Genomic DNA, 25,567 nt, shown 5'->3' on the forward strand with positions numbered 1-25,567 from the left:
TCTCGCACTGGTTGGCGTTCAGATTTCTTTTTGGTTGGCATACATGCACCTCTTACTCATGTTATGCCCGAACACAAAATTTCTGACACCCTCCGGATGAATCCGCTCCTACATTTGTTGCAACGTGCCACGGTCTGTCAGGCCATGGTTGTCCGCCTTTGGCGCCCGCCGAGAAATCACGTCGTACCCACAAGGCAGGCAACCATGGCCTATCAGGCATAGGTACGTTGCAACAAATGTAGGAGCGGATTCATCCGCGATGCGCCGCGCGGGCGGCGCTCGATTTGCGCATCACCCCACATCTCAAATCACCCCCTCCCGCGCCCCCCATCCCATGAAATTTTACATAGCCCCCTAATCAAAGCTTTGACATTCACTGCCTAGGCAGTAATATTTTTAAACAATTGCCCGAGCCCACGCCGATGTCCCATTTCACCCCGGAAAACTTCCAGACCTGCGCCATCGGCATGCTGTTGGGCCGTGCGGCGATCCTCAAGGACCGCATTCTCGACTGGCACCTCGAATCCGAGGGCGTCACCGCCGCGCAGTTCAAGGTGCTGATCATCATCACCCAGTACCAGGTGGATACCCCGGCCGAACTCTGCCGCTACCTGGGCCTGGACAGCGGTTCGATGACCCGCATGCTCGACCGCCTCGAGCACAAGGGCCTGATGCTGCGCAACCGCTGCCCCGATGACCGCCGCCAGGTCCGGCTGGCCCTCACCGCCGAGGGCCAGCGCCTGGCCGACCGTTTGCCGGAGATCGGCGCGGCGGCGATGAACGAGCTGGTCAGCGTGCTGCAGCCTGACGAGCTGAAAACCCTCGAAGGCCTGCTGGCCAAGGTCCTGCTCGGCGCCGGCGACCCCCTGACGATTCGCCGCTTCGGCGATCGTTGAACCCTGTTACGCTTTTTCCAAGGTATTACCCATGGCCACTCCCGCAGACACCTCAACTCCCCCCGAAGCGCCGCAACCGTCGCGCAAGCGCAAGGTCTGGCTGCTTGGCCTGCTCCTGCTGGTGCTGCTCGCAGGCGCGGGCACCTGGGGCTGGTACAGCCTGGTCGGGCGCTGGCACGAAAGCACCGACGACGCCTACGTCAATGGCAACGTGGTGGAGATCACGCCGTTGGTGACCGGCACCGTGACCAGTATCGGTGCCGACGATGGCGACCTGGTGCACGCCGGCCAGGTGCTGCTGCAGTTCGATCCGGCCGACAGCGAAGTCGCCTTGCAGGCCGCCGAAGCCAAGCTGGCCCGCAGCGTGCGCCAGGTGCGTGGCCTGTACAGCAACGTCGATTCGCTCAAGGCCCAGTTGCAGACCCGCCAGGCCGAGCTGCAGAAAGCCCAGCAGAACTACAACCGGCGCAAGGTGCTGGCCGACAGCGGTGCGATCGCCGCCGAAGAAATCTCGCATTCCCGGGATGACCTGACCGTGGCCCAGGCGGCGGTGAACAGCGCCCGCCAGCAGCTCAATACCAGCACTGCACTGGTGGACGACACCGTGGTGTCCTCGCACCCCGAGGTCATGGCTGCCGCCGCCGACCTGCGCCAGGCCTACCTCGACCATGCCCGCACCACCCTGGTGGCGCCGGTCACCGGCTACGTTGCCAAGCGCACCGTGCAGTTGGGCCAGCGCTTGCAGCCGGGCACCGCGACCATGGCCGTGATCCCGCTGGATGAGGTGTGGATCGACGCCAACTTCAAGGAAACCCAACTGCGCAACATGCGCATCGGCCAGCCGGTGGACATCAGCGCCGACCTGTACGGCAGCGAGGTCAAATACAGCGGCACGGTCGACAGCCTGGGCGCAGGAACCGGCAGCGCCTTTGCCCTGCTGCCGGCACAGAATGCCACCGGCAACTGGATCAAGATCGTCCAGCGCGTACCGGTGCGCATTCACCTGAGCCCCGATCAGCTCAAGGACCATCCGCTGCGGATCGGCCTGTCCACCGTGGTCGAGGTCGACCTGCATGACCAGAGCGGCCCGGCCCTGGCCCAGCAGCCACCGCAGCAAGCCAGCTACACCACCCAGGTGTATGACCGCCAGTTGGTCGAGGCCGACGAGCTGATCGCCCGGTTGATCCACGCCAACAGCGCTTCCGGCAAGACGGCCCAGCGATGAGCGACAACGCCCCGGCCCAGTTCACCCCGCCGAGCCTGTTGCTGACCACCATAGGCCTGTCGCTGGCGACCTTCATGCAGGTGCTCGACACCACCATCGCCAACGTGGCGCTGCCGACCATTTCCGGCAACCTGGGGGTGAGTTACGAGCAGGGCACCTGGGTCATCACCTCGTTCGCGGTGAGCAACGCCATCGCCTTGCCGCTGACCGGCTGGCTGAGCCGGCGCTTCGGTGAGGTCAAGCTGTTCATCTGGGCCACGCTGCTGTTCGTGCTGGCCTCCTTTCTTTGCGGTATCGCCCAGTCGATGCCGGAGCTGGTGGGCTTTCGTGTGCTGCAGGGGGTGGTGGCCGGGCCGTTGTACCCGATGACCCAGACCCTGCTGATCGCCGTCTACCCGCCCGCCAAGCGGGGCATGGCCCTGGCCTTGCTGGCGATGGTCACGGTGGTGGCGCCGATTGCCGGGCCGATCCTGGGCGGCTGGATCACCGACAGCTACAGCTGGCCATGGATCTTCTTCATCAACGTGCCCATCGGCCTGTTCGCCGCCGCCGTGGTGCGCCAGCAGATGCGCACGCGGCCGGTGGTCACCAGCCGCCAGCCGATGGATTATATCGGCCTGCTGACGTTGATCGTCGGCGTCGGCGCGTTGCAGGTGGTGCTCGACAAGGGCAATGACCTGGATTGGTTCGAGTCTTCGTTCATCATCATCGGCAGCCTGATTTCGGTGGTGTTCCTGGCCATCTTCGTCATCTGGGAGCTCACCGACCGCCATCCGGTGGTCAACCTGCGGCTGTTCGTGCACCGCAACTTTCGCATCGGCACGATGGTGTTGGTGGGCGGTTATGCGGGGTTCTTCGGCATCAACCTGATGCTGCCGCAGTGGTTGCAGACGCAGATGGGCTACACCGCGACCTGGGCCGGGCTGGCGGTGGCACCGATCGGCCTGCTGCCGGTGCTGATGTCGCCGTTCGTGGGCAAATACGCCCACCGCTTCGACTTGCGGGTGCTGGCGGGGCTGGCGTTCCTGGCGATTGGCGGCAGCTGTTACATGCGGGCTGGCTTCACCAGTGAGGTGGACTTCCAGCACATTGCCCTGGTGCAGTTGTTCATGGGCATTGGCGTGGCGCTGTTCTTCATGCCGACCTTGAGCATCCTGCTGTCGGACCTGCCGCCGCATCAGATCGCCGACGGTTCGGGGCTGGCGACCTTCCTGCGCACGCTGGGCGGCAGTTTTGCCGCGTCGTTGACCACGTGGATCTGGATTCGCCGGGCCGACCAGCATCACGCCTACCTGAGCGAGCACATCAGTGAGTTCGAGCCGGCGACGCGGCATACCTTGGAACAATTGGGGGGTGCCAACCTGCAGAGCTACGCGTTGCTGGAGCAGATGCTCAACCGGCAGGCCTACATGATGTCGACCGTGGATTACTTCACCCTGATGACCTGGGTGTTTGCCGGGCTGATCCTGCTGGTGTGGTTGGCCAAGCCGCCTTTCACCGCCAAGGCGGGGCCGGCGTCGGCGGGGCATTGAGGGCTCGCCTGGGGAGTAGGGGTGGTGCAGAAATCGAGCGCCGCCCGCGCGGCGCTCGATCTCAACCCCACCCAAACCCTCAAGCCGAGCCCTCATCTGCCCCAAGCCGATCTATTCCCATGCGATAGCTTTTCCCCTATTGTCGATGTTCCCTTCCCAAGCGACCGGCAGTTCCATGGAGAAAGTCATCGTCATCACCGGCGCCAGCCGTGGCATAGGCGCCGCCACCGCCTTAATGGCCGCCCAACAGGGCTATCGCATCTGCATCAACTACCTCACCGACGACCAGGCCGCTGAAAGCCTGCTCGGTCAGGTGCGCTCACTCGGCGCCGAGGCCATCAGCGTGCGCGCCGATGCCAGTGTCGAGGACGAGGTGATCCAGCTGTTCCACCGCGTCGACCAGGAACTCGGCCCGGTTACCGCACTGGTCAACAACGCGGGCACCATCGGCCAGCAGAGCCGCGTCGAGGAGATGTCGGAGTTTCGCCTGCTCAAGATGATGAAGACCAACGTCGTCGGCCCGATGCTCTGCGCCAAGCACGCCTTGCTGCGCATGGCCCGCCGGCATGGCGGCCAGGGCGGTGCCATCGTCAACGTGTCGTCGGTCGCCGCCCGCCTGGGCTCGCCCAACGAGTATGTCGACTACGCCGCCTCCAAAGGTGCACTGGACACCTTCACCGTTGGCCTGGCCAAGGAAGTCGCGGGCGAGGGCGTGCGGGTCAACGGGGTGCGCCCTGGCTACATTCATACCGGTTTTCATGCCCTGTCCGGTGACCCGGACCGGGTGAGCAAGCTGGAGGCCGGCCTGCCCATGGGGCGTGGCGGCCAGCCGGAGGAAGTGGCCGAGGCGATTCTCTGGCTGTTGTCGGAGAAGGCATCCTATTCCACTGGCAGTTTCATCGACCTGGGCGGCGGGCGCTGAGAGCGGCCCCTCAGGGCCGCTCATCCTCCAGCAACTGGCGCACGCGCGCGGCCAAGGCCGGCAGTTCGAAGGGTTTGGTCAGCACGCTGGTACCTTGCAGCAGTTGCCCGTCGCTGAGTGCCGCGCTCTCATCGTAACCGGTGATGAACAGTACCTTGAGGTCGGGATACTGCTGCCGGCAACGTTCGGCCAGCTGGCGGCCATTGAGGCCGTCGGGCAGGCCAATGTCGCTGAGCAGCAAGTCCGGGCGCTCGGCGTGCTGCAGGTAAGCCAGCGCGGCGGGGCCGTTTTCTAAGGCTTCGACCTGGTAACCCAGTTCTTCCAGCACCTCGCCGATCACCAGGCGCAGGGCTGCCTGGTCCTCCACCAGCAGGATGCGCTGGCCGCCTGCAGGTTGATCTTGAAGTGGCAAGGGGCTGGGCTTGTCCACAGGCGTTTCGGGTTGCGCATGATGGCGCGGCAGGTACAGCTCGACCCGGGTGCCAGCGCCCGGGGTCGACACCAAGCGCAGTTGGCCACCTGACTGGCGCACGAAACCATAGGTCATCGACAGCCCCAATCCGGTGCCCTGGCCCATGGGTTTAGTGGAGAAGAAGGGGTCCATCGCCCGCGCCGCCACGTCTGTGCTCATGCCGCAGCCATTGTCGACCACGCTCAGGCGCACGTAATCGCCGCTCGACAGTTCCAGCAGCCGCGTCTGTTCAGCGTCGAGCGTGATGTTGTCCCCCAGGACATCGATCGCCCCCCCGGCTGGCAGGGCGTCACGGGCATTGATGCAGAGGTTGAGCAGCGCGCTTTCCAGTTGCGGCGGGTCGATGAAGGTTGGCCATAACGGGGTGTCGAAGTGGCTGCGCAGGGTAATGCCCGGGCCAATGGTGCGGCGCAGCAGTTCTTCCATGTCGGTGACCAACGTGGTGACCTGGGTAGCGCAGGGTTGCAAGGTCTGCTGACGCGAGAAAGCCAGCAACCGGTGCACCAGCGACGAGGCCCGTTGTGCGGAGTCACTGGACAGTTCGAGCAACGGCGCCAGTTCGCCGTAACGCGCTTGCTCCAGGCGTTGGCGCATCAGCTCCTGGGCATTGAGGATGCTGCCCAGCAGGTTGTTGAAATCGTGGGCGATGCCGCCGCTGAGCTGCCCCACGGCTTCCATCTTCTGGGCCTGGCGCAACGCTTGTTCGGCCTTGGCCAGGCGCTGTTGCTCCTTGATCCGTTCGCTGATCTCGTAGGCGAACAGGTAGGCGCCTTGCAGAGTGCCGTCCTGATCACGCAGGGCATTGAAGCGCAGTTCGTAATGGCGCCGGTCATGCTCCGGACCAAAAGCGACCACCTCGGTAAAGCGCTCACCGCCCAGTGCCCGGCGCCACAAGGCCAACGCCTGCTGGCTATCGGCGGGCGCATTGGCCATCAGGGTCGGCATGTGCTCGCCCACTTCCGGCGTGCGGCCGTAGAGGCTGTGGAAGTCCTCCTTGGCCTGGCGGTTGACCGCCAGCCACCGCATGTGGGTATCGATCACATGGACGTTGACCACGGCGTGCTCGACCAGCTCGGCGAACAGGCGCCGTTCTGCCAGGGCAGCGTTGACCCGCTGCTCCAGTTCTTCGTTGAGCTGCTGCAGGGCCAGTTCGGCCTTGCGCCGCGCGGTCACGTCCTTGAACAGCACCGCCACCTGGCGGCGCTCGGGCGGTTCGACGCGAAAGGTGGTCACCGACAGCACATGGCCAGTGGCAACCAGCTCTTGCTCGAACTGCAAGGGCTCGCCTGTGCGCAGCACTGCGCCGTAGCGGGCCACCCAGTCGTCGGCTTCGTCGGGCACCATTTCGCGCAGCTTCTGCCCGACCACGTTGGGGATCCCGGCATGCTTGGCGTAGGCGGCGTTGGCCAGCACGTGCACATAGTCACTGAGCGGGCCGTGGGGGCCGTCGAAGAACTGGATGATGCAGAAGCCTTCGTCCATGGTGTCGAACAGAAAGCGGTAGATGTTCTGGTCTTGATCCTGGTAGCGCGTCAGGCGCGATTCCAGCAGGGCGTTGCGCTGCTCGAGTGCTTCGATTTGCTGGCGCAGGGCGAGTAGTTCGCGGGATGGCATGCCGACTTCCGACAGAAAACTGACTGGCGTGACTTTAGCCTGTCCAGTCACAGGGTGCATAGCGGGTCAGGGCAATGCCCGCAGATTTTCCAGCAGGCGCTCGACATGTTGCTTGAGCACGGCCAGTTCGAACGGCTTGTAGAGAATATCGATGCGCTTGCCCTGCCAGGTCTTGGCCATGTCGGTGCCCTGTCCATAGCCGGTAATGAACATCACCGCGATCTCCTTGGACATCTTCAGGCAGGCGGCTGCCAACTGATGGCCATCGACCCCACCGGGCAGTCCGATATCGGTGATCAGCAAGTCAGGCCGTAGGCCCATGTGCAGTGCCTGCAGGGCGTGCTTGCCGTCGGCGAAGGTATGCACGTGGTGACCGCAGTCTTCGAGTACCTCGCCGATCACCAGGCGCAAGGTGTCCTGGTCTTCCACCAGCATGACCCGATGCGGGCTCGATCGGGTGGTGGTCGTTACCGGTTCCTGGCGCGCCGCAGGCCTGGGCAGGTCAGTGGTTTCCCTGGGCAGGTAGAGGTGGATGCAGGTGCCGTGGCCCTGGCTGCTGATCATGTGCAACTGCCCACCGGACTGGCGTATGAACCCGTACACGATCGACAGCCCCAGCCCGGACCCCTGGCCCAATGGTTTGGTGGTGAAGAACGGTTCAAGGGCACGCTGTGCGACCTGTTCGGACATGCCAGTGCCGTTGTCACTGATGGTGATCTGCAGGTACTGACCAGGCGGCACATCAAGGGCGCGGGCCTCGTCTTGATCGAGCGAGGTGTTCTCGCAACCTATGCGCAGCGTACCGCCCATTGGCATGGCGTCACGGGCATTGAGGCACAGGTTGAGCAGGGCATTTTCCAGTTGTGGCGGATCGACCCGGATCCGCCATTGGCTGGCCAGGGTCTCATCGACGAAGGTGATGTGCGAATCGATCGAACTGCCGATGAGGTCGTGCATGCCGGCCACCAGTTGCTGCACATCCACGGCTTGTGGCACCAGTTTCTGCTGGCGGGCGAAGGCCAGCAAGCGCTGCACCAGTGTGGCGGCGCGCTGGGTGTTGTGACGGGCCACTGCCAGCAACTGCCTGCTGTCCTGAAGGCGTGTTTCGGCCTGCCGTTGCTCGGCCATCTCCAGTGCGGCAAGGATACTGCCCAGCAGGTTGTTGAAATCGTGCGCGATGCCGCCGGTCAGTTGCCCGATCGCCTCCATCTTTTGCGACTGACGCAAGGCTTCTTCTGTTTCGCGCAGGCGTTCCTGTTCGACGACACGGTCGGTGATGTCGTAGGCGAACAGGTAGCCGCCCTGGACTTTCTGTTGCGCGTCACGCAGCGGGTTGTAGTGGATTTCGTAGTGGCGCGGTGCGTCGGGTGTGCCCAGCGCGATGATGTCGACGAACGTCTCGCCCGCCAGGATCCTTGGCCAAACAGGTTCCAGTCGACCCATGATGTCGGGCTGCCCCGCCAGGAACTGCGGGATGTAGTCACCGACCTTCGGCACGAAGCCGCGATAACGCTTGAATGTTTCCTGTGCGGTGCGGTTGATCGCCAGCAGGCGGAGACTGCGGTCGGCAGCGAACACATTGGCCACGCTGTGATCGACCAGTTCACCGAGCAGCTTGTTGTTGGCTTGGGCCTGGTCGACGCGTTGTGCACATTGCGCTTCTAGTTCGGCCACCTTCGCCTGAAGCTGTTCGACGGTGGGCGGGGTGCGGTCTGGCTGCATGCGGGCGATCCGGTATCGGGTCGCCCAACTATAGTCGAGCTGAAGGCAAGGTGCCCTCAGAAGGAGCGGATGATCCGCCCCAGGGTTTCCATGGCATTTTCCGCCGTCGCATTCCAGGGGCTGCCGTAGTTCAAGCGGATGCAGTTGCCGAAGCGTCGGGTGGGCGAGAAGATCGGCCCCGGGGCGATGCTGATGCCCTGCGCCAAGGCCATGTGAAACAGCTTCAGGGCGTCCATCTGCTCGGGCAATTCAAGCCACAGGAAGTAGCCGCCAGCAGGCTGGCTGACCCGCGTCTGCGCCGGAAAATGCCGAGCGATGGCGGCGAGCATGTTGGCCTGCTGGCCTTCCAGGGCATAGCGCAGCTTGCGCAGGTGGCGGTCATAGCCACCGTGCTGCAGGTAGTCGGCGATGGCCGCCTGGGCCGGCATCGAGGCACACAACGAGGTCATCAGCTTGAGCCGCTCGATCTTCTGTGCAAAGCGCCCGGCCGCCACCCAGCCGATGCGGTAGCCCGGTGCCAGGCTCTTGGCGAACGAGCCGCAGTGCATCACCAGGCCCTGGGTATCGAAGGCCTTGGCTGGCTTGGGCGCCTGCTGGGCGTAGTACAGCTCGGCGTAGACATCGTCCTCGATCAGCGGCACCTGGTGGCGGCTCAGCAGTTCGACCAGTGCCTGCTTCTTCGCCTCGGGCATGCTGGCGCCCACCGGGTTCTGGAAGTTGGTCATGCACCACACGGCCTTGACCGGGTGTTTGTCCAGGGTTTGCGCCAGCACGGCCAGGTCCATGCCTTCGCGCGGATGCACCGGGATTTCCACGGCCTTGAGCTTGAGCCGCTCCAGCACCTGCAGGCAGGCATAGAAGGCCGGCGCTTCGATGGCCACCAGGTCGCCGGGCTCGGTGACAGCCTGCAGGCACAGGTTCAAGGCCTCTAGCGCACCGTTGGTGATCAGCAGTTCTTCCATGGGCAGCATCAGCCCGCCGACCATGTAGCGCAGGGCAATCTGCCGACGCAGCTGCGGGTTGCCCGGCGACAGGTCGGTGACCACCATGCGCGGGTCCATCGCCCGACTGGCACTGGCCAGCGAGCGGGACAGGCGCTGCAGCGGGAACAGTTCGGGGCTGGGGAAGGCCGAGCCGAACGGTACCGTGCTCGGGTCCTTGATCGATTCGAGGATGGAGAACACCAGGGCGCTGACATCCACGTCGGTCGATTCGCTCTGCGGTTCCAGGGCCTGCGGCTCACTGAACGGGCGTGGCGCGTGCGCATTGACGAAGTAGCCCGAACGCGGCCGCGCGCGGATCAGCCCGCGGCGTTCGAGCAGGTAGTAGGCCTGGAACACCGTCGACGGGCTGACCCCGTGGGTCTGGCTGGCATAGCGCACCGAAGGCACGCGCTGGCCGGGGCCGAGTACCCCGGAGCGGATCAGTTCGGCAATGTCGTCGGCAAAGCGTTCGTAACGTTTCATGGGGGCTCGGCAGGCAAGGTGAACAGTTGAGTGTAAGGGATCAGCGATTGATCGGCGCCACGAAGCGGCTGCGCGCCACGCTGCGCACCTCGGGTTGGTCACTGTCCTGGATTTCGAAGGCCAGTTCCTGCGAACTGCTGGCCGGGCGTTCGGCCAGCAGGGCCACCGATACCGGCAGCTCGGCCATTTCTCCGGCGGGAATCACCAGCTCGTTGCGGCCCTGCAGGGCGAAACCGTCGGCATCCAGCAGGCGCAGCTGATACCGCTGGCTGTGCTCGGTCTTGTTGATGACCTTGAGCAGGTAGATGTTCTCGATCTGACCCTGGGCATTCTCGCGGAACAGGCCACGGTCCTTGATCACGTCCAGCGACACCATCGGGCGCAGCTGCAAGGCCACTACCAAGGCCGCGATCATCACCAGCAAGGCTGCGGCGTAACCCAGCAGGCGCGGGCGCAGCCATTGGGTCGTGCCGCCTTGCAGGCTGTGCTCGGACTTGTAGCCGATCAGGCCGTTGGGGTAGCCCATTTTCGTCATGACGTTGTCGCATGCATCGATACAGGCGGCGCAACCGATGCAGGCCATCTGCAGGCCGTCGCGGATGTCGATGCCGGTGGGGCAGACCTGCACGCACAGGGTGCAGTCGATGCAATCGCCCAGGCCTTGCGCACGGGCATCGCTGCCTTTCTTTCGCGGGCCGCGTGCTTCGCCACGGCGTGGGTCGTAGGCCACGGCCAGGGTGTCTTTATCGAACATCACGCTCTGAAAACGCGCGTATGGGCACATGTGCAGGCACACCGCTTCGCGCAGCCAGCCGGCGTTGAGGTAGGTGGCGGTGGTGAAGAACAGCACCCAGAACAGCGCCACGCCCTCCAGTTGCAGGGTGAACAGTTCCTGGGCCAAGGGGCGGATCGGGGTGAAGTAGCCGACGAAGGTCAGCGCGGTGAGCACACCGATGGCCAGCCACAAACCGTGCTTGAGCGTGCGGCGGGCGAGCTTGCCAAGGGTCCAGGGCGCGGCGGCGAGCTTGATGCGCTGGTTGCGGTCACCCTCGGTGACCTTCTCGCACCACATGAACAGCCAGGTCCACACGCTTTGCGGGCAGCTGTAGCCGCACCAGACCCGGCCGGCATACACAGTGATGGCGAACAGGCCGAAGGCGGCGATGATCAGCAGGGCGCAAAGGAGGATGAAGTCCTGGGGCCAGAAGGTGGCGCCGAAGATGTGGAATTTGCTGCTGGCCAAATCCCACAGCACCGCCTGGCGGCCGTTCCAGTCGAGCCAGGCCGTGCCGAAGAACAGCACGAACAGCACACCGGCGAAACCAATGCGCAGGTTGCGGTACAGCCCGGTGAAGCTGCGGGTATGGATGCCGCTGACGCTGGGGCGCTTGGCAGCGATCTGGATGACGTCGATTTTCTCGTACATGGCTACGGTGCTCATCAGGCCTCGATCAGGCCTGAGCACTATGGCTCCCTGGCTGTTTTCAGCACAGACTCAGGTTGTAAGATAAAAACCGTATCAGATGGCTGCCAATAGCCTCCGAGGCCTTATATCACCGAGCCTGGAACGCTGGCTTTCAAGTGCCTGCGGCTATCCACCGCACCTGCAACAGTCAGTGCATCGGCTTCGGCTTCGGTGATCGGAACACGTTGGCCGGCCAACAGCGCCACCGACATGTGCATCTGCTCATCGGTAACGATCTCGATGTCCGGGCCTTCGCCTTCGATGCGCAGGTCTTCGCCGATCAGAGTGCAGCGGCGGGTGCTTTCTTCGATTTCGACGGGCATGGGGTGGTCCTCCGGGGTGCGGTTACCAGTTGTGACCACTGGGGTGGACGGGTTGCTGCATTGGTCCGCTGGGCGGGCACTTTGCATGCGTTGCCTAGGTCAACCCTCAAGGGCCAGCGCACTGGCCATGGCTTTAAAAGCCTGTGAGGAGATATTCGATGGACCTTGTCTGGCAAACCCTGCAAGCAGAATTCGCCGATATCACCGACGAAGCAGAAGTCACCCGCATCCTCCTGCGCCTGCTGATGGCGGCGATCCTGGGCGCCGTGCTGGGCTTCGAGCGCGAAAGCAAGGGCAAGGCCGCCGGCGTGCGTACCCACATGCTGGTGTCGATGGGCGCGGCGCTGTTCGTGTTGGCACCGAGCATGGCTGGCGCTGACGAGCAAGCACTGAGCCGGGTGGTCCAAGGTATCGTCGCCGGTATCGGTTTTCTGGGGGCGGGTACGATTCTCAAAGGCAATGGCCAGGACGCCAGCCATGTCAAAGGCCTGACCACGGCGGCCGGGCTGTGGATGACGGCCGCCATCGGCACGGCTGCAGGCATGGGGCGCGAAGCCACGGCGCTGATCAGTACCGTGATGGCGTTGCTGGTGCTGGCGACGATGCCGCTGGTGGTGGACAAGATCGAGGGGGAAGGCGAAGCGAAAGGCAAGGAAGGGGATGAAACGAAGGAAGAGGAGGAGGGCAGGAAGCACTGAGGGGAGCCGAAGCTCCCCTCAAAGCGTTGTTGCCTGCTCTTTTCTTATTATTGAAGACTGGCCATTTGTTGTTTTTGTTAGCCTGCCTTGATGTCGCGAGCGACCCCCATGCGGGGTCAAGAGCAAACGTATTTTTTTGAGCGCTGACCTGCTTTCATCGTGATGATCCGATCCTGACTGCCGCTACCTTGAGGTAGTTTTATTGTTCTGTGTCAGATCGCGGGGCGAACCCCTGAAAAGCGTGTCGACTCCAAAAAAATCTGCTTGCTACGCCTCTGCCGTGTTGTTCTTGTTATGTCAGAGCCGTTATCTGTTGTTTTTATTGGGTATCGCATTTTTGTTGTTGTTGTACCAAACATATAGCAGGTGCCGTGCCAACTTTTGAAAACTCTTTAAAATCAAGGGTTTGAAGAGAATCATCAAAAGCGGGTAGCCTGAAATTCTGTCGATTTGTTTCCCTGTTACCCGATTTTTTGCTGAGTTGCGTGGGGGCGGTAACACTCCGCCCACACTCTTGTGACAATCGTGTGAATCACTGGGCACTGCGCGCCCGTGCCACCCGCGAGCCATTGGTCCGACCCAGCACCTGGCTGATGCGTTGCCCGGCGGTGATCAGTCGGTCGAGGTCGATACCGGTTTCGATGCCCAGCCCCTGCAACAGGTACAGCACATCTTCGCTGGCGATGTTGCCCGTGGCGCCCTTGGCGTATGGGCAGCCGCCAAGCCCCGCCACCGAGCTGTCGAACACACTGATGCCTTCGAGCAGGCTGGCGTACACATTGGCCAGGGCCTGACCGTAAGTATCGTGGAAGTGTCCGGCCAACTGTTCCCGTGGCACCACGGCCGAGACCACGTCGAACAGGCGCCGGGTATCGCCTGCAGTGCCGGTGCCGATGGTGTCGCCCAGCGACACCTCGTAGCAGCCCATCTCATGCAGGGCCTTGGCCACCGGGGCGACCTGCGCGGCGCTGACCTTGCCTTCATAGGGGCAACCGAGCACGCAGGACACGTAACCGCGCACCCGCACACCGTGGCTGCGCGCGGCGTCCATGATCGGTTCGAAACGGGTCAGGCTTTCGCTGATCGAGCAATTGATGTTGCGCTGGGAAAAGGCCTCGGAGGCCGCGGCGAACACTGCCACTTCCTTCACCCCGGCCGCCAGGGCGTCCTCGAAGCCGCGCAGGTTGGGGGCCAGGGCGGCATAGGTGACGCCTGGGCGCTGCTCGATCGCGGCGAACACTTCGGCGGACCCGGCCATCTGCGGTACCCACTTGGGCGAGACGAAACTGCCCACCTCGATATAGCCCAGCCCGGCCGCGCTGAGGTCGTCGACCAGGCGCACCTTGTCGGCGACGCTGATGGGTTGGGCTTCGTTCTGCAGGCCGTCGCGGGGGCCGACTTCGACCAGGCGGACTTTTTCGGGCAAGGACATGGCGGGGTTCCTGTGGCAGGTCAACGGTTGTCGTTATTGTTCAAGGTGGCGGCCAGGGCCTGTTCGCAGCGCTCCTGGGCGGTGTCCAGTTCCAGTTGCATCTGGTGGATGTCGAGCATCTGCTGTTCCAGCTGGGCGCGTCGCTCGGCGATTTTCCCCAGCATGCTGTTGAGCTGCTTGAGATTGCCGCTGCTGGGGTCGTAGAGCTCGATCAGTTCGCGGCATTCGGCCAGCGAAAAACCGATGCGCTTGCCGCGCAGGATGAGCTTCAGGCTGACCTTGTCACGGGCTGTATAGATGCGCTCCAGGCCACGGCGCTCGGGGCTGAGCAGGCCCTGTTCCTCATAGAAACGGATGGCACGGGTGGTGATGTCCAGTTCGCGGGACAGGTCGGAAATGCTGTAGGTCTGGCTGCTCATGCTAGGGCTCGGCGTGGGGTATGCCAGTATCCTGAGGGCAGGTTGACGTATACGTCAAGCAGGGCTGGGGGTGTGTGTCGGTTTTGCTGGCCTCTTCGCGGGGCAAGCCCGCTCCCACAAGTACTCCACTGCGCTTGAAGACCAGGTTGTACCTGTGGGAGCGGGCTTGTCCCGCGAAGAGGCCAGTACAGACAAAAGCAGGTCAGTCAGGCTGCACCGACCGCCGATACCCATTGGGCGTCTGCCCACTCAACCGCTTGAAGAACCGCGCAAAGTAAGTCGGATCACTGAACCCCAGGCTATCCGACAACTGCCCGATGCTCATCCGCGTGTAGACCAGATTGCGCCGCGCCTCCAGCAGCAGCCTTTGGTGCACCACCTGCAGCGCGCTCTGTCCGCACAACGCCCGGCACAGCTGATTGAGCTGCAGGCTCGGTACCTTCAAGCGTGCGGCAAAATCCTCCACCGACAGATGCTCGCGGTAATGCGCCTCGACAAGGCGCAGGTACTGCCCCAGCAACTGCCGGTCACGTTCATCGCGGTTACGCGGCGCCTGGCCCTGTTGCTGGCAGCGGCTGATCCATACCAGCAGTGCCGTCATCAGGGCTTCGAGCAAGGCCGCCCGCCCCGGGGCGTTGCCCTGGTACTCCTGCTGCAGCGTATCGATCAGGCTGCGCAGGCGCACACGGTCCTTGCCCAACGGGTAGCACGCCGCCTGGGTCAGCACCCCCAGCGGTGTACCCAGGCGTTGTTCCAGGTCCGCCACCAGGGCTGTACCGAAGGTCAGTACGTGCCCCTGGATATCGGCGCTGAAGCGAAAGCCATGCACCGTCAGCGGTGGCACCACCTGGATCGCCGCCTCGCCGATGGCGCTGCGCACACCCTCGATCTCCAACTCGGCCTGGCCGCGCTGCACATACAGCAGCTGGAATAGCTCGGCGTGCTGGTGCGGCTTGATCTCCCAATGGTGCAGGCGGCTGCGCGCCGGGATCGATTCGCAATGCAGCAGGTCGGTGCCAGGCCAGGCCTGGTTTTCGCCGTAGAGCTGGAACAACGGGACGCCGGGGAGGGTGGATTGCATGCGTGGGTGCCTGTCCGTTAATCGAACGTTTTTTGTAAAAGTGCAGTTTTTACATGGAATTGCACACTTATTTGGCGGCTGATGCCCGTAAAAATGCAAGTGCATACCCAAACAGCACGAGACAACAACAATGAAGACTCAGGTAGCAATCATCGGCGCTGGCCCGTCTGGCCTGCTGCTGGGCCAGCTGCTGCACAAGGCCGGCATCGATACCGTCATCCTCGAACGCCAGACCCCTGACTACGTGCTCGGCCGCATCCGCGCCGGGGTGCTCGAGCAGGGCACCGTCGACCTGCTGCGCGAGGCGGGCGTCGCCGAGCGCATGGACCGTGAAGGGTTGGTGCATGACGGCGTCGAGCTGCTGGTCGGTGGTCGTCGCCAGCGCCTGGACCTCAAAGGGTTGACCGGCGGCAAGACGGTGATGGTCTATGGCCAGACCGAAGTCACCCGCGATCTGATGGAAGCCCGCTCGGCCAGCGGCGCGCCAATCCTGTATTCGGTCAGTAATGTCCAGCTCCATGAGCTCAAGGGCCAGCGGCCCTACGTGACCTTCGACCACGATGGCCAGCAGCAGCGCCTGGACTGTGACTACATCGCCGGCTGCGACGGCTTTCACGGGGTCTCCCGGCAGAGCATCCCGGAGGGTGTGCTCAAGCACTACGAGCGGGTGTATCCCTTCGGCTGGCTAGGCATGTTGTCCGATACCCCGCCGGTCAACCATGAGCTGATCTACGCCCACCATGAGCGTGGTTTCGTGCTATGCAGCCAGCGTTCGCTGACGCGCAGCCGCTACTACCTGCAAGTGCCGCTGCAGGAGCGCGTCGAGGACTGGTCCGACCAGCGTTTCTGGAACGAGCTCAAGGCCCGCCTGCCGGACGATGTGGCGGCGCGCCTGGTGACCGGCCCGGCTCTGGAGAAGAGCATCGCGCCGTTGCGCAGCCTGGTGGTCGAGCCCATGCAGTACGGCCACCTGTTCCTGGTTGGCGACGCCGCACATATCGTCCCGCCCACCGGTGCCAAAGGCCTCAACCTGGCGGCTTCGGATGTGAATTACCTGTACCGCATCCTGGTCAAGGTCTACCGCGAGGGGCGTACCGACCTGTTGCAGCAGTACTCGCCGCTGGCGCTGCGCCGGGTGTGGAAGGGCGAGCGCTTCAGCTGGTTCATGACCCAGCTGCTGCATGATTTCGGCGAGCACAAGGATGCCTGGGACCAGAAGATGCAGGAGGCGGACCGCGAGTATTTCCTGTCATCGACAGCGGGGCTGGTGAACATTGCCGAGAACTATGTGGGCTTGCCGTTCGAAGAAGTAGCCTGACGGCAGATCGTTTTTTTTTGTGGGAGCGGGCTTGTCCCGCGAACATGGGCGAAGCCCGTGCCAGATTGCTCCGGCGACTGGGCTGGCCTCTTCGCGGGACAAGCCCGCTCCCACAAAAGCCCGCTCCCCCAATAACAGTGCAGGTGCGGCGCCAGGTTTGACGTCACTTATTGGGCGAGCAACGCCTCCATCTCCCGATACCCACGCTGGCGCGCATGTTCCAGCGCGGTCACCCCGTCCTTGTCGGCGATCTGGCGATCCGCACCCGCCGCCAGCAGGCGCCGGACGATCTCCACATGCCGGGGCCCGCCATCACCGAGGATCACGGCCTCCAGCAGCGCGGTCCAGTGCAGCCGGTTCAGGTGGTTGACGTCCACGCCGGCATCGATCAGCAACTGCACGGTTTCCACATGCCCGCGTTCGGCGGCCGGGATCAAGGCGGTACCGCCATAGCGGTTGGTGCTCTTGAGGTCGGCGCCATGGGCAAGGGTCAAGCGCAGGATGTCGTTCAAGCCCCGCGCACCGGCATACAGGTAGGGGCTGTCGTCGATGTTGTCCTTGGCGTTCACATCCGCACCGGCCTCGATCAACGCTTTCGCCGCCGCGACCTGGTTGGCGTGGGTGGCGACCATCAGCGCGGTACGCCCCTGGTCATCGCGCTTGTCCACTTCGGCACCTTGCTTGAGCAGGCGTTGCAAGGTGGCGGTCTCATTGTGCGCGGCGGCGTTGTGCATGGCGGGCGTCTCGGCGAAAGCAAGGCTGGTGAACAAGGCGAAGGCTAGAACGGTAAGTGACAAGCGCATGGCAAAGGCTCCTGAATGGCTGCCTCAATCCTAGAAAATCGACGGCAGGGGTTGAAGTCAAGAATGTGCATGACCCACAGTGCCCTGCTGAATAGCTTAAGCAGGAAGCCTACCGATGAAATTTCCGACGCTAGCGATCGCCGCCCTGTGCCTGGCTGCCACCAGCAGTTGGGCCTGGGCCGACCAACTGCTGCCCGCGCCCCCGGAGGTGCAGTCCGGCTACCGCAGCGGCCTGCAACCGGTGCACGCCAGCCGGCACATGGTGGCGGCTGCCAACCCGCTGGCCAGCGAGGCCGGGCGAGCGATGTTGCGGGCCGGCGGCAGCGCCATCGATGCGGCGATCGCCATGCAGATGGTGCTGACCCTGGTCGAGCCGCAGTCCAGCGGCATTGGCGGTGGCGGGTTCATCCTGTACTGGGATGGCCAGCAGGTGAACGCCTACGATGGCCGCGAGACGGCGCCGGCAGCCGTGACCGAAACGTTGTTCCTGCAACCCGACGGTAGCCCGATGCCGTTCAGGGCCGCGCAGATCGGCGGTCGCTCGGTGGCTGTCCCCGGTGTGCTGCGAGCATTGAAAATGGCCCACGAGCAGCATGGCAAACTGCCGTGGGGTGAGCTGTTCAAACCGGCCATTGCCCTGGCGCGCGAAGGTTTTCCGATTTCCCAACGCCTGCATACGCTGGTGGCCGAAGACCCCTTCATCCAAAGCTCACCCGCCATGGCCCGGTACTTTCTGGACGACCAGGGCAAACCGCTGGCGGTAGGGACCTTGCTGCGCAACCCCGAGCTTGCGCAAACCTTCGAGCAACTGGCAGAGCAGGGCGTCGAGGCCTTCTACACCGGCCCGATCGCCGAGGCGATGGTTGCCCAGGTGCGCAGCCATGCCAATGCCGGACAGCTGTCGCTACAGGACTTGCGCCAGTACCAGGCCAAGGCGCGCACGCCGGTATGCGGTCCGTACAAGGCCTGGCAGATCTGCGGCATGCCGCCACCTTCTTCGGGTGGCGTAGGCGTGCTGCAGACCTTGGGCATCCTCGAAGCCGTACAGCGTGCTTCACCCCAACGCGACCTGGCCACCCAGCTGCCACGCAAGGTTGCCTCCCCCGCGGGGTTGGAACCCACCCCGCTGGCGGTGCACCTGGTTGCCGAAGCCGAACGCCTGGCCTTTGCCGACCGTGCCCAGTACCTGGCCGACAGCGACTATGTGCCGGTGCCGGTCAAGGCGTTGACCGACCCGGCTTACCTGGCCGGGCGCGCCACGCTGATCGGCGAGTACAGCATGAAGTACGCCCGCCCGGGCACGCCGCAGGGCGCGAACCTGGCACTGGCTGCGGATCGTTCGCCGCTGCGCATTTCCACCTCGCACCTTTCTGCCGTGGACGGCAGCGGCCAGGCCCTGGCCATGACCACCTCGGTGGAGGCAGCGTTTGGTTCGCACCTGATGGTCAAGGGCTTCCTGCTGAACAATCAGCTCACCGATTTTTCATTCATCCCGCAGGAAAACGGCAGGCCAGTGGCCAACCGCGTCGAACCCGGCAAGCGGCCGCTGTCGGCCATGGCACCGACCCTGGTGTTCGCTCGCGACTCCGGTGAGCTGGTGGCCAGCCTCGGTTCACCCGGTGGCTCGCAGATCATCGGCTACGTGAACAAAGCCCTGGTCGGCCTGCTGGACTGGCAGCTCGACCCGCAGCAGGCCGCCAACTTGCCTAACTTTGGCAGCCGCAACGCTGGCACCGAAGTGGAGGCGGGGCTGGCCAGCCCGGCGCTGATCCGGCAACTGGCGGCCTGGGGCCATGAGGTCACGCCGCTGACCATGACCAGCGGCATGCAGATCATCCAGCGCACGGCCGACGGCTGGGCGGGTGGCGCCGACCCGCGGCGCGAAGGCGTGGCGCTGGGCGACTAGGCGTGGTAGAAGTCAGTCTTGTCATTCAGAAGTTGAATACCAAGATGTCCATCAGCGTGAAATCGAATAGAGCCTTGTTCGACCTCGACTTGCTGCGCGCCATCGTCGTGGTGGCCGATTGCGGCAGCTTCACCACGGCCGCCACGCGCCTGCATTCGACCCAGTCGACCATCAGCCAGAAGGTGCGCCGCCTGGAGGACATGGTCGGCCACCGCTTGCTGGTGCGCGGCAACCGTGACGTGCTGCCGACCGACGCCGGGCAGACCTTGCTGGGTTACGCCCGGCATATGCTGGCGCTCAATGACCAGATGCTCGAAGCCCTGGCCGGGGCCATGGTCGGCGTCACCGTGCGTTTAGGCGTACCCGAGGACTTCGTCGGCGGCCGCACCACCAATGCGCTGTCGGCGTTCAGCCGATTGCATCCGCAGGTCAAGCTGGAGGTCACCAGCGGGCTGTGCCGCGACCTCAGCCAGGCCTACGACAACGGTGAGCTCGACCTGGTGCTGCTCAAGCAGCGGCGCAACACCCGCGAGGGGGTGGCGTGCTGGCCGGAGCGTTTGCAGTGGATCGACAGCGCGCGCATGCCGTCCTTCGAACTCGACCCGATCCCGTTGGTGACCTTTCCGCCGCGCGGGTTGTACCGTGAGGACATGATCAGTGCCATCGAAGGGATGGGGCGGCGTTGGCGCATCAGCTTTACCAGTTCAAGCCTCAGTGGCATCCAGGCGGCGGTGGCCGATGGCATGGGCATCAGCCTGCTGCCGCCACGGGCGGCGACCGGCGAGCATCGGGTGCTGGGGGAGGGGCAGGGGTTGCCGGAGGTGGACAGCTACGAGATCGTCATTGTCCATCGGCCGACGGCGGATGTGATGGTCAAGGCGTTGGCCGAGGTGATGAGCGAGTTGCTCGCCGGTGGTGGGATCTAATGTCTGTGCTGGCCCTATCGCCGGCTAGCCGGCGATAGGGCCTCTGCAGAGCTCAGGGAATCCCCAACCACTGCGGCAGTGCCAGCGAAACGAACGGCACATAAGTCACCAGCACCAGGAACAGCAGCAGGATCGACAGCCACGGCAGCGCCGCGCGAATCGTCTGCCCCAAGGTCAACCCGGTCACCGCCGAAGTCACGAACAGGTTCAGCCCCACCGGTGGATGCACCAGGCCGATCTCCATGTTCACCACCATCACGATGCCCAGGTGAATCGGGTCGATGCCAAGCTTCATCGCGATCGGGAAGAAGATCGGCGCCAGGATCAGGATGATCGCCGACGGCTCCATGAAGCTGCCCGCCACCAGCAACACCACGTTGACCATGATCAAGAAGCCGATCGGCGTCAGCCCTTCGGACAGCACCCACTGGGTGATCTGCTGGGGGATCTGCTCGGTGGTCAGTACATGGGCGAAGAGCATGGCGTTGGCGATGATGAACAGCAGCATGATGGTCAGCCGGCCAGACTCCAGCAGCACTTTCGGGCAGTCGCGCAGGCGCATGTCCTTGTACACGAACAGCGCGATGAACGCCGAATACACCGCCGCCACGGCCGCCGCTTCGGTGGGGGTGAACATGCCGCTGTAGATCCCGCCGAGGATGATCACCAGCAGCAACAGCCCCCAGAACGCGCGCCTGGCCGTGCGCAGCCATTCGGCGAAACTGGCCCGTGGTTGCGCGGGCAGTTTCTTGATCCGGGCGACGATGTAGATCGTCACCATCAGCGCCACGCCCAGCAGGATGCCCGGGATCACACCGGCCATGAACAGCTTGCCGACCGAGGTTTCGGTGGCTGCCGAGTACACCACCATGACGATCGACGGCGGAATCAGGATGCCCAGGGTACCGGCGTTGCAGATGATCCCGGCGCCGAATTCACGGGGGTAGCCGGAGCGCACCATGCCGGCCACTGCGATCGAGCCGACCGCCGCCACCGTGGCCGGCGACGACCCCGACAGCGCGGCGAACAGCATGCACGCCAGCACGGCGGCAATCGCCAGGCCGCCTCGAATGTGACCGACGCAGGCATTGGCGAAGTCGATCAGCCGCTGGGCCACGCCGCCGGTGGTCATGAACGCGCCCGACAGCAGGAAGAACGGGATGGCCAGGAAGGTGTAGCTGTCGGACGTTTCGAACAGCTTGATCGCCAGCGAGCTCAAGGAATCCTGGCTGAACAGCAGGATCGACAGCGCCCCCGACAGGCCCAGCGAAATCGCGATCGGCACGCCCAGGAACATGAACACGAACAGCAGCAGGAACAGGCAGATAACCGTCATCAGTGGTGCTCCTCACCGGCGTTGGCCAGCTTGCTGGCTTCGGCGGCCTCGTCGGCCAGGCCCAGGCCATACTGGCGGTGGGTGAACAGGCGGTAGAGGATTTCCAGGTAGCGGACGATCACCAGGGCAAAACCGAACGGCACGATCAGCGCGATATGGCCGACCTTGATGCCGTAACGGTCGAGGTCTTCGGCGCCGATGCCGGCGACCAGCACCGCGCTCACCCACTTGATGCTCGCCATCAGGAACAGCCCGGCATAGGCCAGGCAGCAGGCACAGGCGATCATCGCCAACACCCGTTGCACGGGCTTGCGAAAGCGCCGGACCAGCACGTCGACACCCAGATGGCCTGCGGTGCGCACGCCGTAGGCGATGCCGAAGAAGATCAGCCAGCCGAACAGGGCCTTGGTCAGGGCGATGCTCCAGGTCATCTCCTGGGCGTAGTCCATCAGGTGGTCGCCGATGCTCAGCAACAACTCGCTGGCGAAGGCCCAGTGGTCACTGAGCGTGTAGAACATCGTGTACAGGTTGTTCAGCGCCACGTAGATGAAGGTCACCAAGGTCATGGCCGCCAGGAGAAAGGCGATCATGCCTTCCTCGAAGTGCTCCCAGGCACGCCTGAGCGATTGCATAAGGATTCTCCAGACTAAGAGAGGGCGGGCCACCTGGAGGGCAGGTGGCCGGGGCAGGGCACAGGACGGGTCAGGACGCCTTGTTGGCGTCGTCGGCGGCCTTGATCAGGTCGGCGCCGATCTGGTCGGAGAACTTGTCCCACACCGGGCGCATCGACTCGCGCCATTGCTGACGCTGCTCGGCGGTCAGCGGGTCGATCTCGCTGGTCTTGGCGTCGAGGATCTTCTGCCGGGAGGTCTGGTTGAGGGCTTCGGCCTGTTTGTTCACCTCGAGGGTGACCTCGTCCATGATCACCTGCAGTTCGCCACGCACGTCTTCAGGCAGGGTGTTCCAGAACTTGGCGTTGGTGATGACCATGTAGTCGATCAGGCCATGGTTGGTCTCGGTGAAGAACGGCTGCACCTCGTTGACCTTCTGGCTTTCGTAGTTCGACCAGGTGTTCTCGGTGCCGTTGACCGTGCCGGTCTGCAGGCCTTGGTAGACCTCGGCGAAGCTCATCTTGCGCGGGTTGGCGCGGATGGCCTTGAACTGCTCTTCGAGCACGCTGGAGGCCTGAACGCGGAATTTCAGGCCACGGGCATCCTTGGGCAGCAGCACCTTCTTGTTCGCCGACAACTGCTTGAGGCCGTTGTGCCAGTAGGCCAGGCCGCGGATACCCTTGTCTTCCATCGAGGTCAGCAGCGCCTTGCCTTGCGGACCCTGCTGGAAGCGGTCGACGGCGGCCAGGTCGTCGAACAGGAACGGCAGGTCGAAGATCTGCACCTGTTTGTTGTAGTGCTCGAACTTGGCCAGCGACGGCGCCAGCATCTGCACATCGCCCAGCAGCAGGGCTTCCATTTCCTTGCCGTCACCGAACAGCGACGAGTTGGGGTAGACCTCGACTTTGACCTTGTCCTTGAGTTGCGGGTCGGCGGCGACCAGCTTCTGGAACATCAGCGCGCCTTGGCCTTTGGGCGTGCTGTCGGCCACTACGTGGGCGAACTTGATGATGATCGGGTCGGCGGCCTGGGCCAGGCTCGCCATGGACACAGCAGCGGCGCAGAACAGCGCGTGGGTCAGCTTCAACATCGATGTCACCTCTGATTTATTGTTGTAGGAGGATTGAGCGTCACGATGAACCAATCACCTGCGTGTGGAGAATCAGCATTTGTGTAAGGCGGCGTTCGGCTGGGCCGAACACTCGCACGCAATCTTTGTATGGGTGGTATATGCGCACGCAATCTTTGTAGGAGCGGCCTTGTGTCGCGAAAGGGCCGCATGGCGGCCCCAGCAATGTATGCGGTGTCGCCGATATCCCGGGGCTGCTGCGCAGCCCTTTCGCGACACAAGGCCGCTCCTACAGGACTGCAGCGTCGCTCTTCAGTTCTTGCTTTGGGCCAACAACCGCTGCGCGCGCAACACCACCGGCGCATCCACCATCTGCCCATCCAGCTGAAACGCCCCGGCGCCACCGGCCGCCTCGCTCGCCGCCAGCACCTTGCGCGCCCAGACCAGCTCGTCAGCACTCGGCGCCAAGGCCGCATGAATCACCGCCACCTGCCTCGGATGAATGCACAGCGCCCCGCCATAGCCCATGTCGTAGGCATGCCGCATCGCCCGCTGCAAACCGTCGGCATCGTCAATGGCCGGAAACACCCCATCCAACGGCGGCAACAGGCCCGCGCCGCGCGAATGCAGCTGCACGGCCATGCGCGCCTGATCGAGGAACTGCCGGGCCGCCGTGCTTTCGGTATTCAGGTCAAGGTCCAGCGCCAGGTCCAGGCTGCCGAACGACAAGCGCTCGACACCTTCGGCCTGGGCGATCTGCTGCAAGGCCAGCAGTCCCTTGGCACTCTCGATGATCGGCCACACCGGCTTGCCGATGTGGCGGGCGACTGCGACCTGGGCAGCGTTCTCGACCTTGGGCAGCAGCAGCCCGACAACGCCCGCGTGCTGCGCGCAGAACCTAAGGTCGGCGCTGTGTTGGGGATGGTGCGGCGCATTGACCCGTACCCAGACGGCAGCCTGCGGCGTGGCCTGCAGAAACGCCGCCAGGTGCTCGCGGGCCTGCTGTTTCAATGGTTCTTCCACGGCATCCTCGAAATCGACGATGACCGCATCGGCACCTGCCGCCAGGGCCTTGGCAAAACGCTCGGGCCGACTGCCCGGCACGAACAGGGCGGAGCGCACGCTGTTCATACCGCACCGCCGGCAGCCAGGCTGGCCTGTTCGTGCGCGTTGAAGCCAAGCTCGGCGAGGATGTCCTGGGTGTGCTGACCCAGCGCGGGTACGGCATCCATGCGCGGGGTGAAGGCCGCATTGCGCCCCGGAGGCAGCAGCGACGGCAGCTTGCCGACCGGGCTGTCCACCTCGCGCCAGCCGTCGCGGGCCTGCAACTGCGGATGTTGCCAGACCCCGTGCATGTCGTTGACCCGGGCGTTGGCGATCTGCGCCTGCTCCAGGCGTGCGACCACCTCGTCCAGCGCCAGGTCGGCAAAGCCATCGATGATGATCTGGCGCAGCACCTCGCGGTTTTCCGAGCGCTTGAAGTTGGCGCTGAAGCGATCATCGCTGACCAGCGCCGGGTCGAGCAGCACCTTTTCGCAGAACAGCGCCCACTCCCGTTCGTTCTGCAGGCCGAGCATGATGGTGCCGCCACCGCCAGTGGGGAATGGCCCGTAGGGATAGATGGTCGAGTGCGAAGCGCCGGCCCGCGGGGGGGGCGGTGCGCCGTCGTAGGCGTAGTACATCGGGTAGCCCATCCACTCCACCAGGCTTTCCAGCATCGACACGTCGATGCGGCTGCCGACCCCGGTCTTGTCGCGCAGCATCAGCGCCGACAACACGCCGGTGTAGGCGTACATGCCCGCTGCGATGTCGGCGATCGAGCAGCCGGCCTTGGCCATCTCGTTGTCGCCGGGCCCGCCGGTCACCGACAGGAAGCCGCCTTCGCTCTGGATCAGCAGGTCGTAGGCCTTTTTCTTTTCGTACGGTCCGCCTTCGCCATAGCCGGAGATGTCGCACACGATCAGCCGTGGGAAGCGCGCGTGCAAGGCGTCGAACGACAGGCCCATGCGCGCGGCCGCGCCCGGTGCGAGGTTTTGCACCAGCACGTCGGCCTTGGCCAGCAAGGCGTCGAGGATGTCGCTCGCGGCGTCCTGCTTGAGGTCGAGGGTGAGGCTTTCCTTGGAACGGTTGGTCCACACGAAATGCGAGGCCAGGCCGTCGACGCGCTGGTCGTAGCCCCGGGCGAAGTCGCCGCTGCCGGGGCGTTCGACCTTGATAACGCGGGCCCCGAGGTCGGCCAGCTGGCGGGTGCAGAACGGCGCCGCGATGGCGTGCTCCAGGCTGACGACGGTGATGCCGTCCAGTGGGCGAGGGGTTGCTTGAGTCATGGGG

The 25,567-nt window shown here is 64.1% G+C and carries 22 protein-coding genes; 8 read left to right on the forward strand and 14 right to left on the reverse strand.

Going from position 1 to position 25,567, the window contains the following annotated elements; genetic code table 11:
* The first annotated feature begins 422 nt into the window (after positions 1 to 422).
* From ACIPZG_RS14635 to ACIPZG_RS14650, 4 genes are all read left to right on the forward strand, one after another.
* Entirely contained in the window at positions 423 to 896 is a 474-nt protein-coding gene (locus ACIPZG_RS14635) for a MarR family winged helix-turn-helix transcriptional regulator (protein WP_400714834.1), read from the forward strand.
* Positions 897 to 927: 31 nt separating this feature from the next.
* On the forward strand, positions 928 to 2,121 hold the full coding sequence (locus ACIPZG_RS14640) for an HlyD family efflux transporter periplasmic adaptor subunit (protein ID WP_400714837.1): 1,194 nt from the start codon (positions 928 to 930) through the stop codon (positions 2,119 to 2,121).
* Positions 2,118 to 3,653 carry a DHA2 family efflux MFS transporter permease subunit gene (locus tag ACIPZG_RS14645; RefSeq protein ID WP_400641232.1) on the forward strand — a complete coding sequence of 512 codons (1,536 nt, stop codon included), beginning with the start codon at positions 2,118 to 2,120 and terminating at the stop codon, positions 3,651 to 3,653. Before ACIPZG_RS14640 ends, ACIPZG_RS14645 begins: the two co-directional genes overlap by 4 nt.
* A gap of 175 nt (positions 3,654 to 3,828) precedes the next feature.
* Entirely contained in the window at positions 3,829 to 4,575 is a 747-nt protein-coding gene (locus tag ACIPZG_RS14650; protein WP_400714840.1) for an SDR family oxidoreductase, read from the forward strand.
* Positions 4,576 to 4,585: 10 nt separating this feature from the next.
* Here ACIPZG_RS14650 and ACIPZG_RS14655 read toward each other — a convergent pair whose 3' ends face one another.
* The 5 genes from ACIPZG_RS14655 to ACIPZG_RS14675 form a co-directional block, all read right to left on the reverse strand.
* The gene (locus ACIPZG_RS14655; protein ID WP_400714843.1) at positions 4,586 to 6,661 is read right to left on the reverse strand and encodes a PAS domain-containing protein; all 2,076 of its coding nucleotides are present in this window, start codon (positions 6,659 to 6,661) and stop codon (positions 4,586 to 4,588) included.
* Positions 6,662 to 6,727: 66 nt separating this feature from the next.
* Positions 6,728 to 8,383 (reverse strand): ATP-binding protein, encoded by a 1,656-nt coding sequence (locus ACIPZG_RS14660; RefSeq protein WP_400714846.1) that lies wholly within the window; start codon positions 8,381 to 8,383, stop codon positions 6,728 to 6,730.
* 56 nt (positions 8,384 to 8,439) lie between these two features.
* Positions 8,440 to 9,849: a GntR family transcriptional regulator MpaR gene (gene mapR / locus ACIPZG_RS14665; protein ID WP_400641225.1), complete on the reverse strand. Its 1,410-nt coding sequence runs from the start codon at positions 9,847 to 9,849 to the stop codon at positions 8,440 to 8,442.
* Positions 9,850 to 9,889: 40 nt separating this feature from the next.
* Positions 9,890 to 11,275: a cytochrome c oxidase accessory protein CcoG gene (gene ccoG, locus ACIPZG_RS14670; protein WP_400715353.1), complete on the reverse strand. Its 1,386-nt coding sequence runs from the start codon at positions 11,273 to 11,275 to the stop codon at positions 9,890 to 9,892.
* Positions 11,276 to 11,397: 122 nt separating this feature from the next.
* A complete protein-coding gene (locus ACIPZG_RS14675; protein ID WP_008095740.1) occupies positions 11,398 to 11,637 on the reverse strand; it encodes a DUF3203 family protein in 240 nt (79 codons plus the stop codon).
* 158 nt (positions 11,638 to 11,795) lie between these two features.
* Here ACIPZG_RS14675 and ACIPZG_RS14680 point away from each other — a divergent pair, with 158 nt between their 5' ends.
* Positions 11,796 to 12,335: an MgtC/SapB family protein gene (locus tag ACIPZG_RS14680; protein ID WP_400714849.1), complete on the forward strand. Its 540-nt coding sequence runs from the start codon at positions 11,796 to 11,798 to the stop codon at positions 12,333 to 12,335.
* 532 nt (positions 12,336 to 12,867) lie between these two features.
* Here ACIPZG_RS14680 and ACIPZG_RS14685 read toward each other — a convergent pair.
* The 3 genes from ACIPZG_RS14685 to ACIPZG_RS14695 form a co-directional block, all read right to left on the reverse strand.
* Positions 12,868 to 13,767 (reverse strand): hydroxymethylglutaryl-CoA lyase, encoded by a 900-nt coding sequence (locus ACIPZG_RS14685; protein ID WP_400714852.1) that lies wholly within the window; start codon positions 13,765 to 13,767, stop codon positions 12,868 to 12,870.
* A gap of 20 nt (positions 13,768 to 13,787) precedes the next feature.
* Positions 13,788 to 14,186: a MerR family DNA-binding transcriptional regulator gene (locus ACIPZG_RS14690; protein ID WP_008095733.1), complete on the reverse strand. Its 399-nt coding sequence runs from the start codon at positions 14,184 to 14,186 to the stop codon at positions 13,788 to 13,790.
* A 202-nt stretch (positions 14,187 to 14,388) separates the two neighbouring features.
* Positions 14,389 to 15,267, reverse strand: coding sequence for a helix-turn-helix domain-containing protein (locus ACIPZG_RS14695; RefSeq protein ID WP_400714855.1), 879 nt, complete (start codon positions 15,265 to 15,267; stop codon positions 14,389 to 14,391).
* Positions 15,268 to 15,397: 130 nt separating this feature from the next.
* Between ACIPZG_RS14695 and pobA the strand changes: the two genes are divergently transcribed.
* Positions 15,398 to 16,585: a 4-hydroxybenzoate 3-monooxygenase gene (gene pobA, locus ACIPZG_RS14700; RefSeq protein WP_400714857.1), complete on the forward strand. Its 1,188-nt coding sequence runs from the start codon at positions 15,398 to 15,400 to the stop codon at positions 16,583 to 16,585.
* A gap of 167 nt (positions 16,586 to 16,752) precedes the next feature.
* On the opposite strand, the gene ACIPZG_RS14705 is transcribed toward pobA, so the two are convergent.
* Positions 16,753 to 17,388: an ankyrin repeat domain-containing protein gene (locus tag ACIPZG_RS14705; protein WP_400714860.1), complete on the reverse strand. Its 636-nt coding sequence runs from the start codon at positions 17,386 to 17,388 to the stop codon at positions 16,753 to 16,755.
* Positions 17,389 to 17,503: 115 nt separating this feature from the next.
* Between ACIPZG_RS14705 and ggt the strand changes: the two genes are divergently transcribed.
* Both ggt and ACIPZG_RS14715 read left to right on the forward strand, forming a co-directional pair.
* Positions 17,504 to 19,294: a gamma-glutamyltransferase gene (gene ggt / locus ACIPZG_RS14710; RefSeq protein WP_400714863.1), complete on the forward strand. Its 1,791-nt coding sequence runs from the start codon at positions 17,504 to 17,506 to the stop codon at positions 19,292 to 19,294.
* Between the two features lie 44 nt (positions 19,295 to 19,338).
* On the forward strand, positions 19,339 to 20,220 hold the full coding sequence (locus ACIPZG_RS14715; protein ID WP_400714865.1) for a LysR substrate-binding domain-containing protein: 882 nt from the start codon (positions 19,339 to 19,341) through the stop codon (positions 20,218 to 20,220).
* A 52-nt stretch (positions 20,221 to 20,272) separates the two neighbouring features.
* On the opposite strand, the gene dctM is transcribed toward ACIPZG_RS14715, so the two are convergent.
* The 5 genes from dctM to ACIPZG_RS14740 all read right to left on the reverse strand — a co-directional run bounded on the left by dctM (position 20,273) and on the right by ACIPZG_RS14740 (position 25,563).
* On the reverse strand, positions 20,273 to 21,556 hold the full coding sequence (gene dctM, locus ACIPZG_RS14720) for a C4-dicarboxylate TRAP transporter large permease protein DctM (protein WP_400714868.1): 1,284 nt from the start codon (positions 21,554 to 21,556) through the stop codon (positions 20,273 to 20,275).
* Positions 21,556 to 22,188, reverse strand: a complete 633-nt coding sequence (locus tag ACIPZG_RS14725; protein ID WP_400714871.1) for a TRAP transporter small permease — start codon at positions 22,186 to 22,188, stop codon at positions 21,556 to 21,558. Before ACIPZG_RS14725 ends, dctM begins: the two co-directional genes overlap by 1 nt.
* A 70-nt stretch (positions 22,189 to 22,258) precedes the next feature.
* Positions 22,259 to 23,257 (reverse strand): TRAP transporter substrate-binding protein, encoded by a 999-nt coding sequence (locus tag ACIPZG_RS14730; protein ID WP_400714874.1) that lies wholly within the window; start codon positions 23,255 to 23,257, stop codon positions 22,259 to 22,261.
* Between the two features lie 291 nt (positions 23,258 to 23,548).
* Positions 23,549 to 24,367, reverse strand: a complete 819-nt coding sequence (locus ACIPZG_RS14735) for an HpcH/HpaI aldolase/citrate lyase family protein (protein ID WP_400714877.1) — start codon at positions 24,365 to 24,367, stop codon at positions 23,549 to 23,551.
* The gene (locus tag ACIPZG_RS14740) at positions 24,364 to 25,563 is read right to left on the reverse strand and encodes a CaiB/BaiF CoA transferase family protein (RefSeq protein WP_400714880.1); all 1,200 of its coding nucleotides are present in this window, start codon (positions 25,561 to 25,563) and stop codon (positions 24,364 to 24,366) included. Before ACIPZG_RS14740 ends, ACIPZG_RS14735 begins: the two co-directional genes overlap by 4 nt.
* Between the last annotated feature and the right edge of the window lie 4 nt (positions 25,564 to 25,567).

This window comes from Pseudomonas sp. NPDC089395 (assembly GCF_044749525.1).
Lineage (GTDB): Bacteria > Pseudomonadota > Gammaproteobacteria > Pseudomonadales > Pseudomonadaceae > Aquipseudomonas.

What these genes read in the sequence shown, in the direction of transcription:
- ACIPZG_RS14635 (WP_400714834.1), top strand. Translation starts at nt 423, where the DNA reads ATGTCCCATTTCACCCCGGAAAACTTCCAGACCTGCGCCATCGGCATG.
- ACIPZG_RS14640 (WP_400714837.1), top strand. Translation starts at nt 928, where the DNA reads ATGGCCACTCCCGCAGACACCTCAACTCCCCCCGAAGCGCCGCAACCG.
- ACIPZG_RS14645 (WP_400641232.1), top strand. Translation starts at nt 2,118, where the DNA reads ATGAGCGACAACGCCCCGGCCCAGTTCACCCCGCCGAGCCTGTTGCTG.
- ACIPZG_RS14650 (WP_400714840.1), top strand. Translation starts at nt 3,829, where the DNA reads ATGGAGAAAGTCATCGTCATCACCGGCGCCAGCCGTGGCATAGGCGCC.
- ACIPZG_RS14655 (WP_400714843.1), bottom strand. Translation starts at nt 6,661, where the DNA reads ATGCCATCCCGCGAACTACTCGCCCTGCGCCAGCAAATCGAAGCACTC.
- ACIPZG_RS14660 (WP_400714846.1), bottom strand. Translation starts at nt 8,383, where the DNA reads ATGCAGCCAGACCGCACCCCGCCCACCGTCGAACAGCTTCAGGCGAAG.
- mapR (WP_400641225.1), bottom strand. Translation starts at nt 9,849, where the DNA reads ATGAAACGTTACGAACGCTTTGCCGACGACATTGCCGAACTGATCCGC.
- ccoG (WP_400715353.1), bottom strand. Translation starts at nt 11,275, where the DNA reads ATGTACGAGAAAATCGACGTCATCCAGATCGCTGCCAAGCGCCCCAGC.
- ACIPZG_RS14675 (WP_008095740.1), bottom strand. Translation starts at nt 11,637, where the DNA reads ATGCCCGTCGAAATCGAAGAAAGCACCCGCCGCTGCACTCTGATCGGC.
- ACIPZG_RS14680 (WP_400714849.1), top strand. Translation starts at nt 11,796, where the DNA reads ATGGACCTTGTCTGGCAAACCCTGCAAGCAGAATTCGCCGATATCACC.
- ACIPZG_RS14685 (WP_400714852.1), bottom strand. Translation starts at nt 13,767, where the DNA reads ATGTCCTTGCCCGAAAAAGTCCGCCTGGTCGAAGTCGGCCCCCGCGAC.
- ACIPZG_RS14690 (WP_008095733.1), bottom strand. Translation starts at nt 14,186, where the DNA reads ATGAGCAGCCAGACCTACAGCATTTCCGACCTGTCCCGCGAACTGGAC.
- ACIPZG_RS14695 (WP_400714855.1), bottom strand. Translation starts at nt 15,267, where the DNA reads ATGCAATCCACCCTCCCCGGCGTCCCGTTGTTCCAGCTCTACGGCGAA.
- pobA (WP_400714857.1), top strand. Translation starts at nt 15,398, where the DNA reads ATGAAGACTCAGGTAGCAATCATCGGCGCTGGCCCGTCTGGCCTGCTG.
- ACIPZG_RS14705 (WP_400714860.1), bottom strand. Translation starts at nt 17,388, where the DNA reads ATGCGCTTGTCACTTACCGTTCTAGCCTTCGCCTTGTTCACCAGCCTT.
- ggt (WP_400714863.1), top strand. Translation starts at nt 17,504, where the DNA reads ATGAAATTTCCGACGCTAGCGATCGCCGCCCTGTGCCTGGCTGCCACC.
- ACIPZG_RS14715 (WP_400714865.1), top strand. Translation starts at nt 19,339, where the DNA reads ATGTCCATCAGCGTGAAATCGAATAGAGCCTTGTTCGACCTCGACTTG.
- dctM (WP_400714868.1), bottom strand. Translation starts at nt 21,556, where the DNA reads ATGACGGTTATCTGCCTGTTCCTGCTGCTGTTCGTGTTCATGTTCCTG.
- ACIPZG_RS14725 (WP_400714871.1), bottom strand. Translation starts at nt 22,188, where the DNA reads ATGCAATCGCTCAGGCGTGCCTGGGAGCACTTCGAGGAAGGCATGATC.
- ACIPZG_RS14730 (WP_400714874.1), bottom strand. Translation starts at nt 23,257, where the DNA reads ATGTTGAAGCTGACCCACGCGCTGTTCTGCGCCGCTGCTGTGTCCATG.
- ACIPZG_RS14735 (WP_400714877.1), bottom strand. Translation starts at nt 24,367, where the DNA reads ATGAACAGCGTGCGCTCCGCCCTGTTCGTGCCGGGCAGTCGGCCCGAG.
- ACIPZG_RS14740 (WP_400714880.1), bottom strand. Translation starts at nt 25,563, where the DNA reads ATGACTCAAGCAACCCCTCGCCCACTGGACGGCATCACCGTCGTCAGC.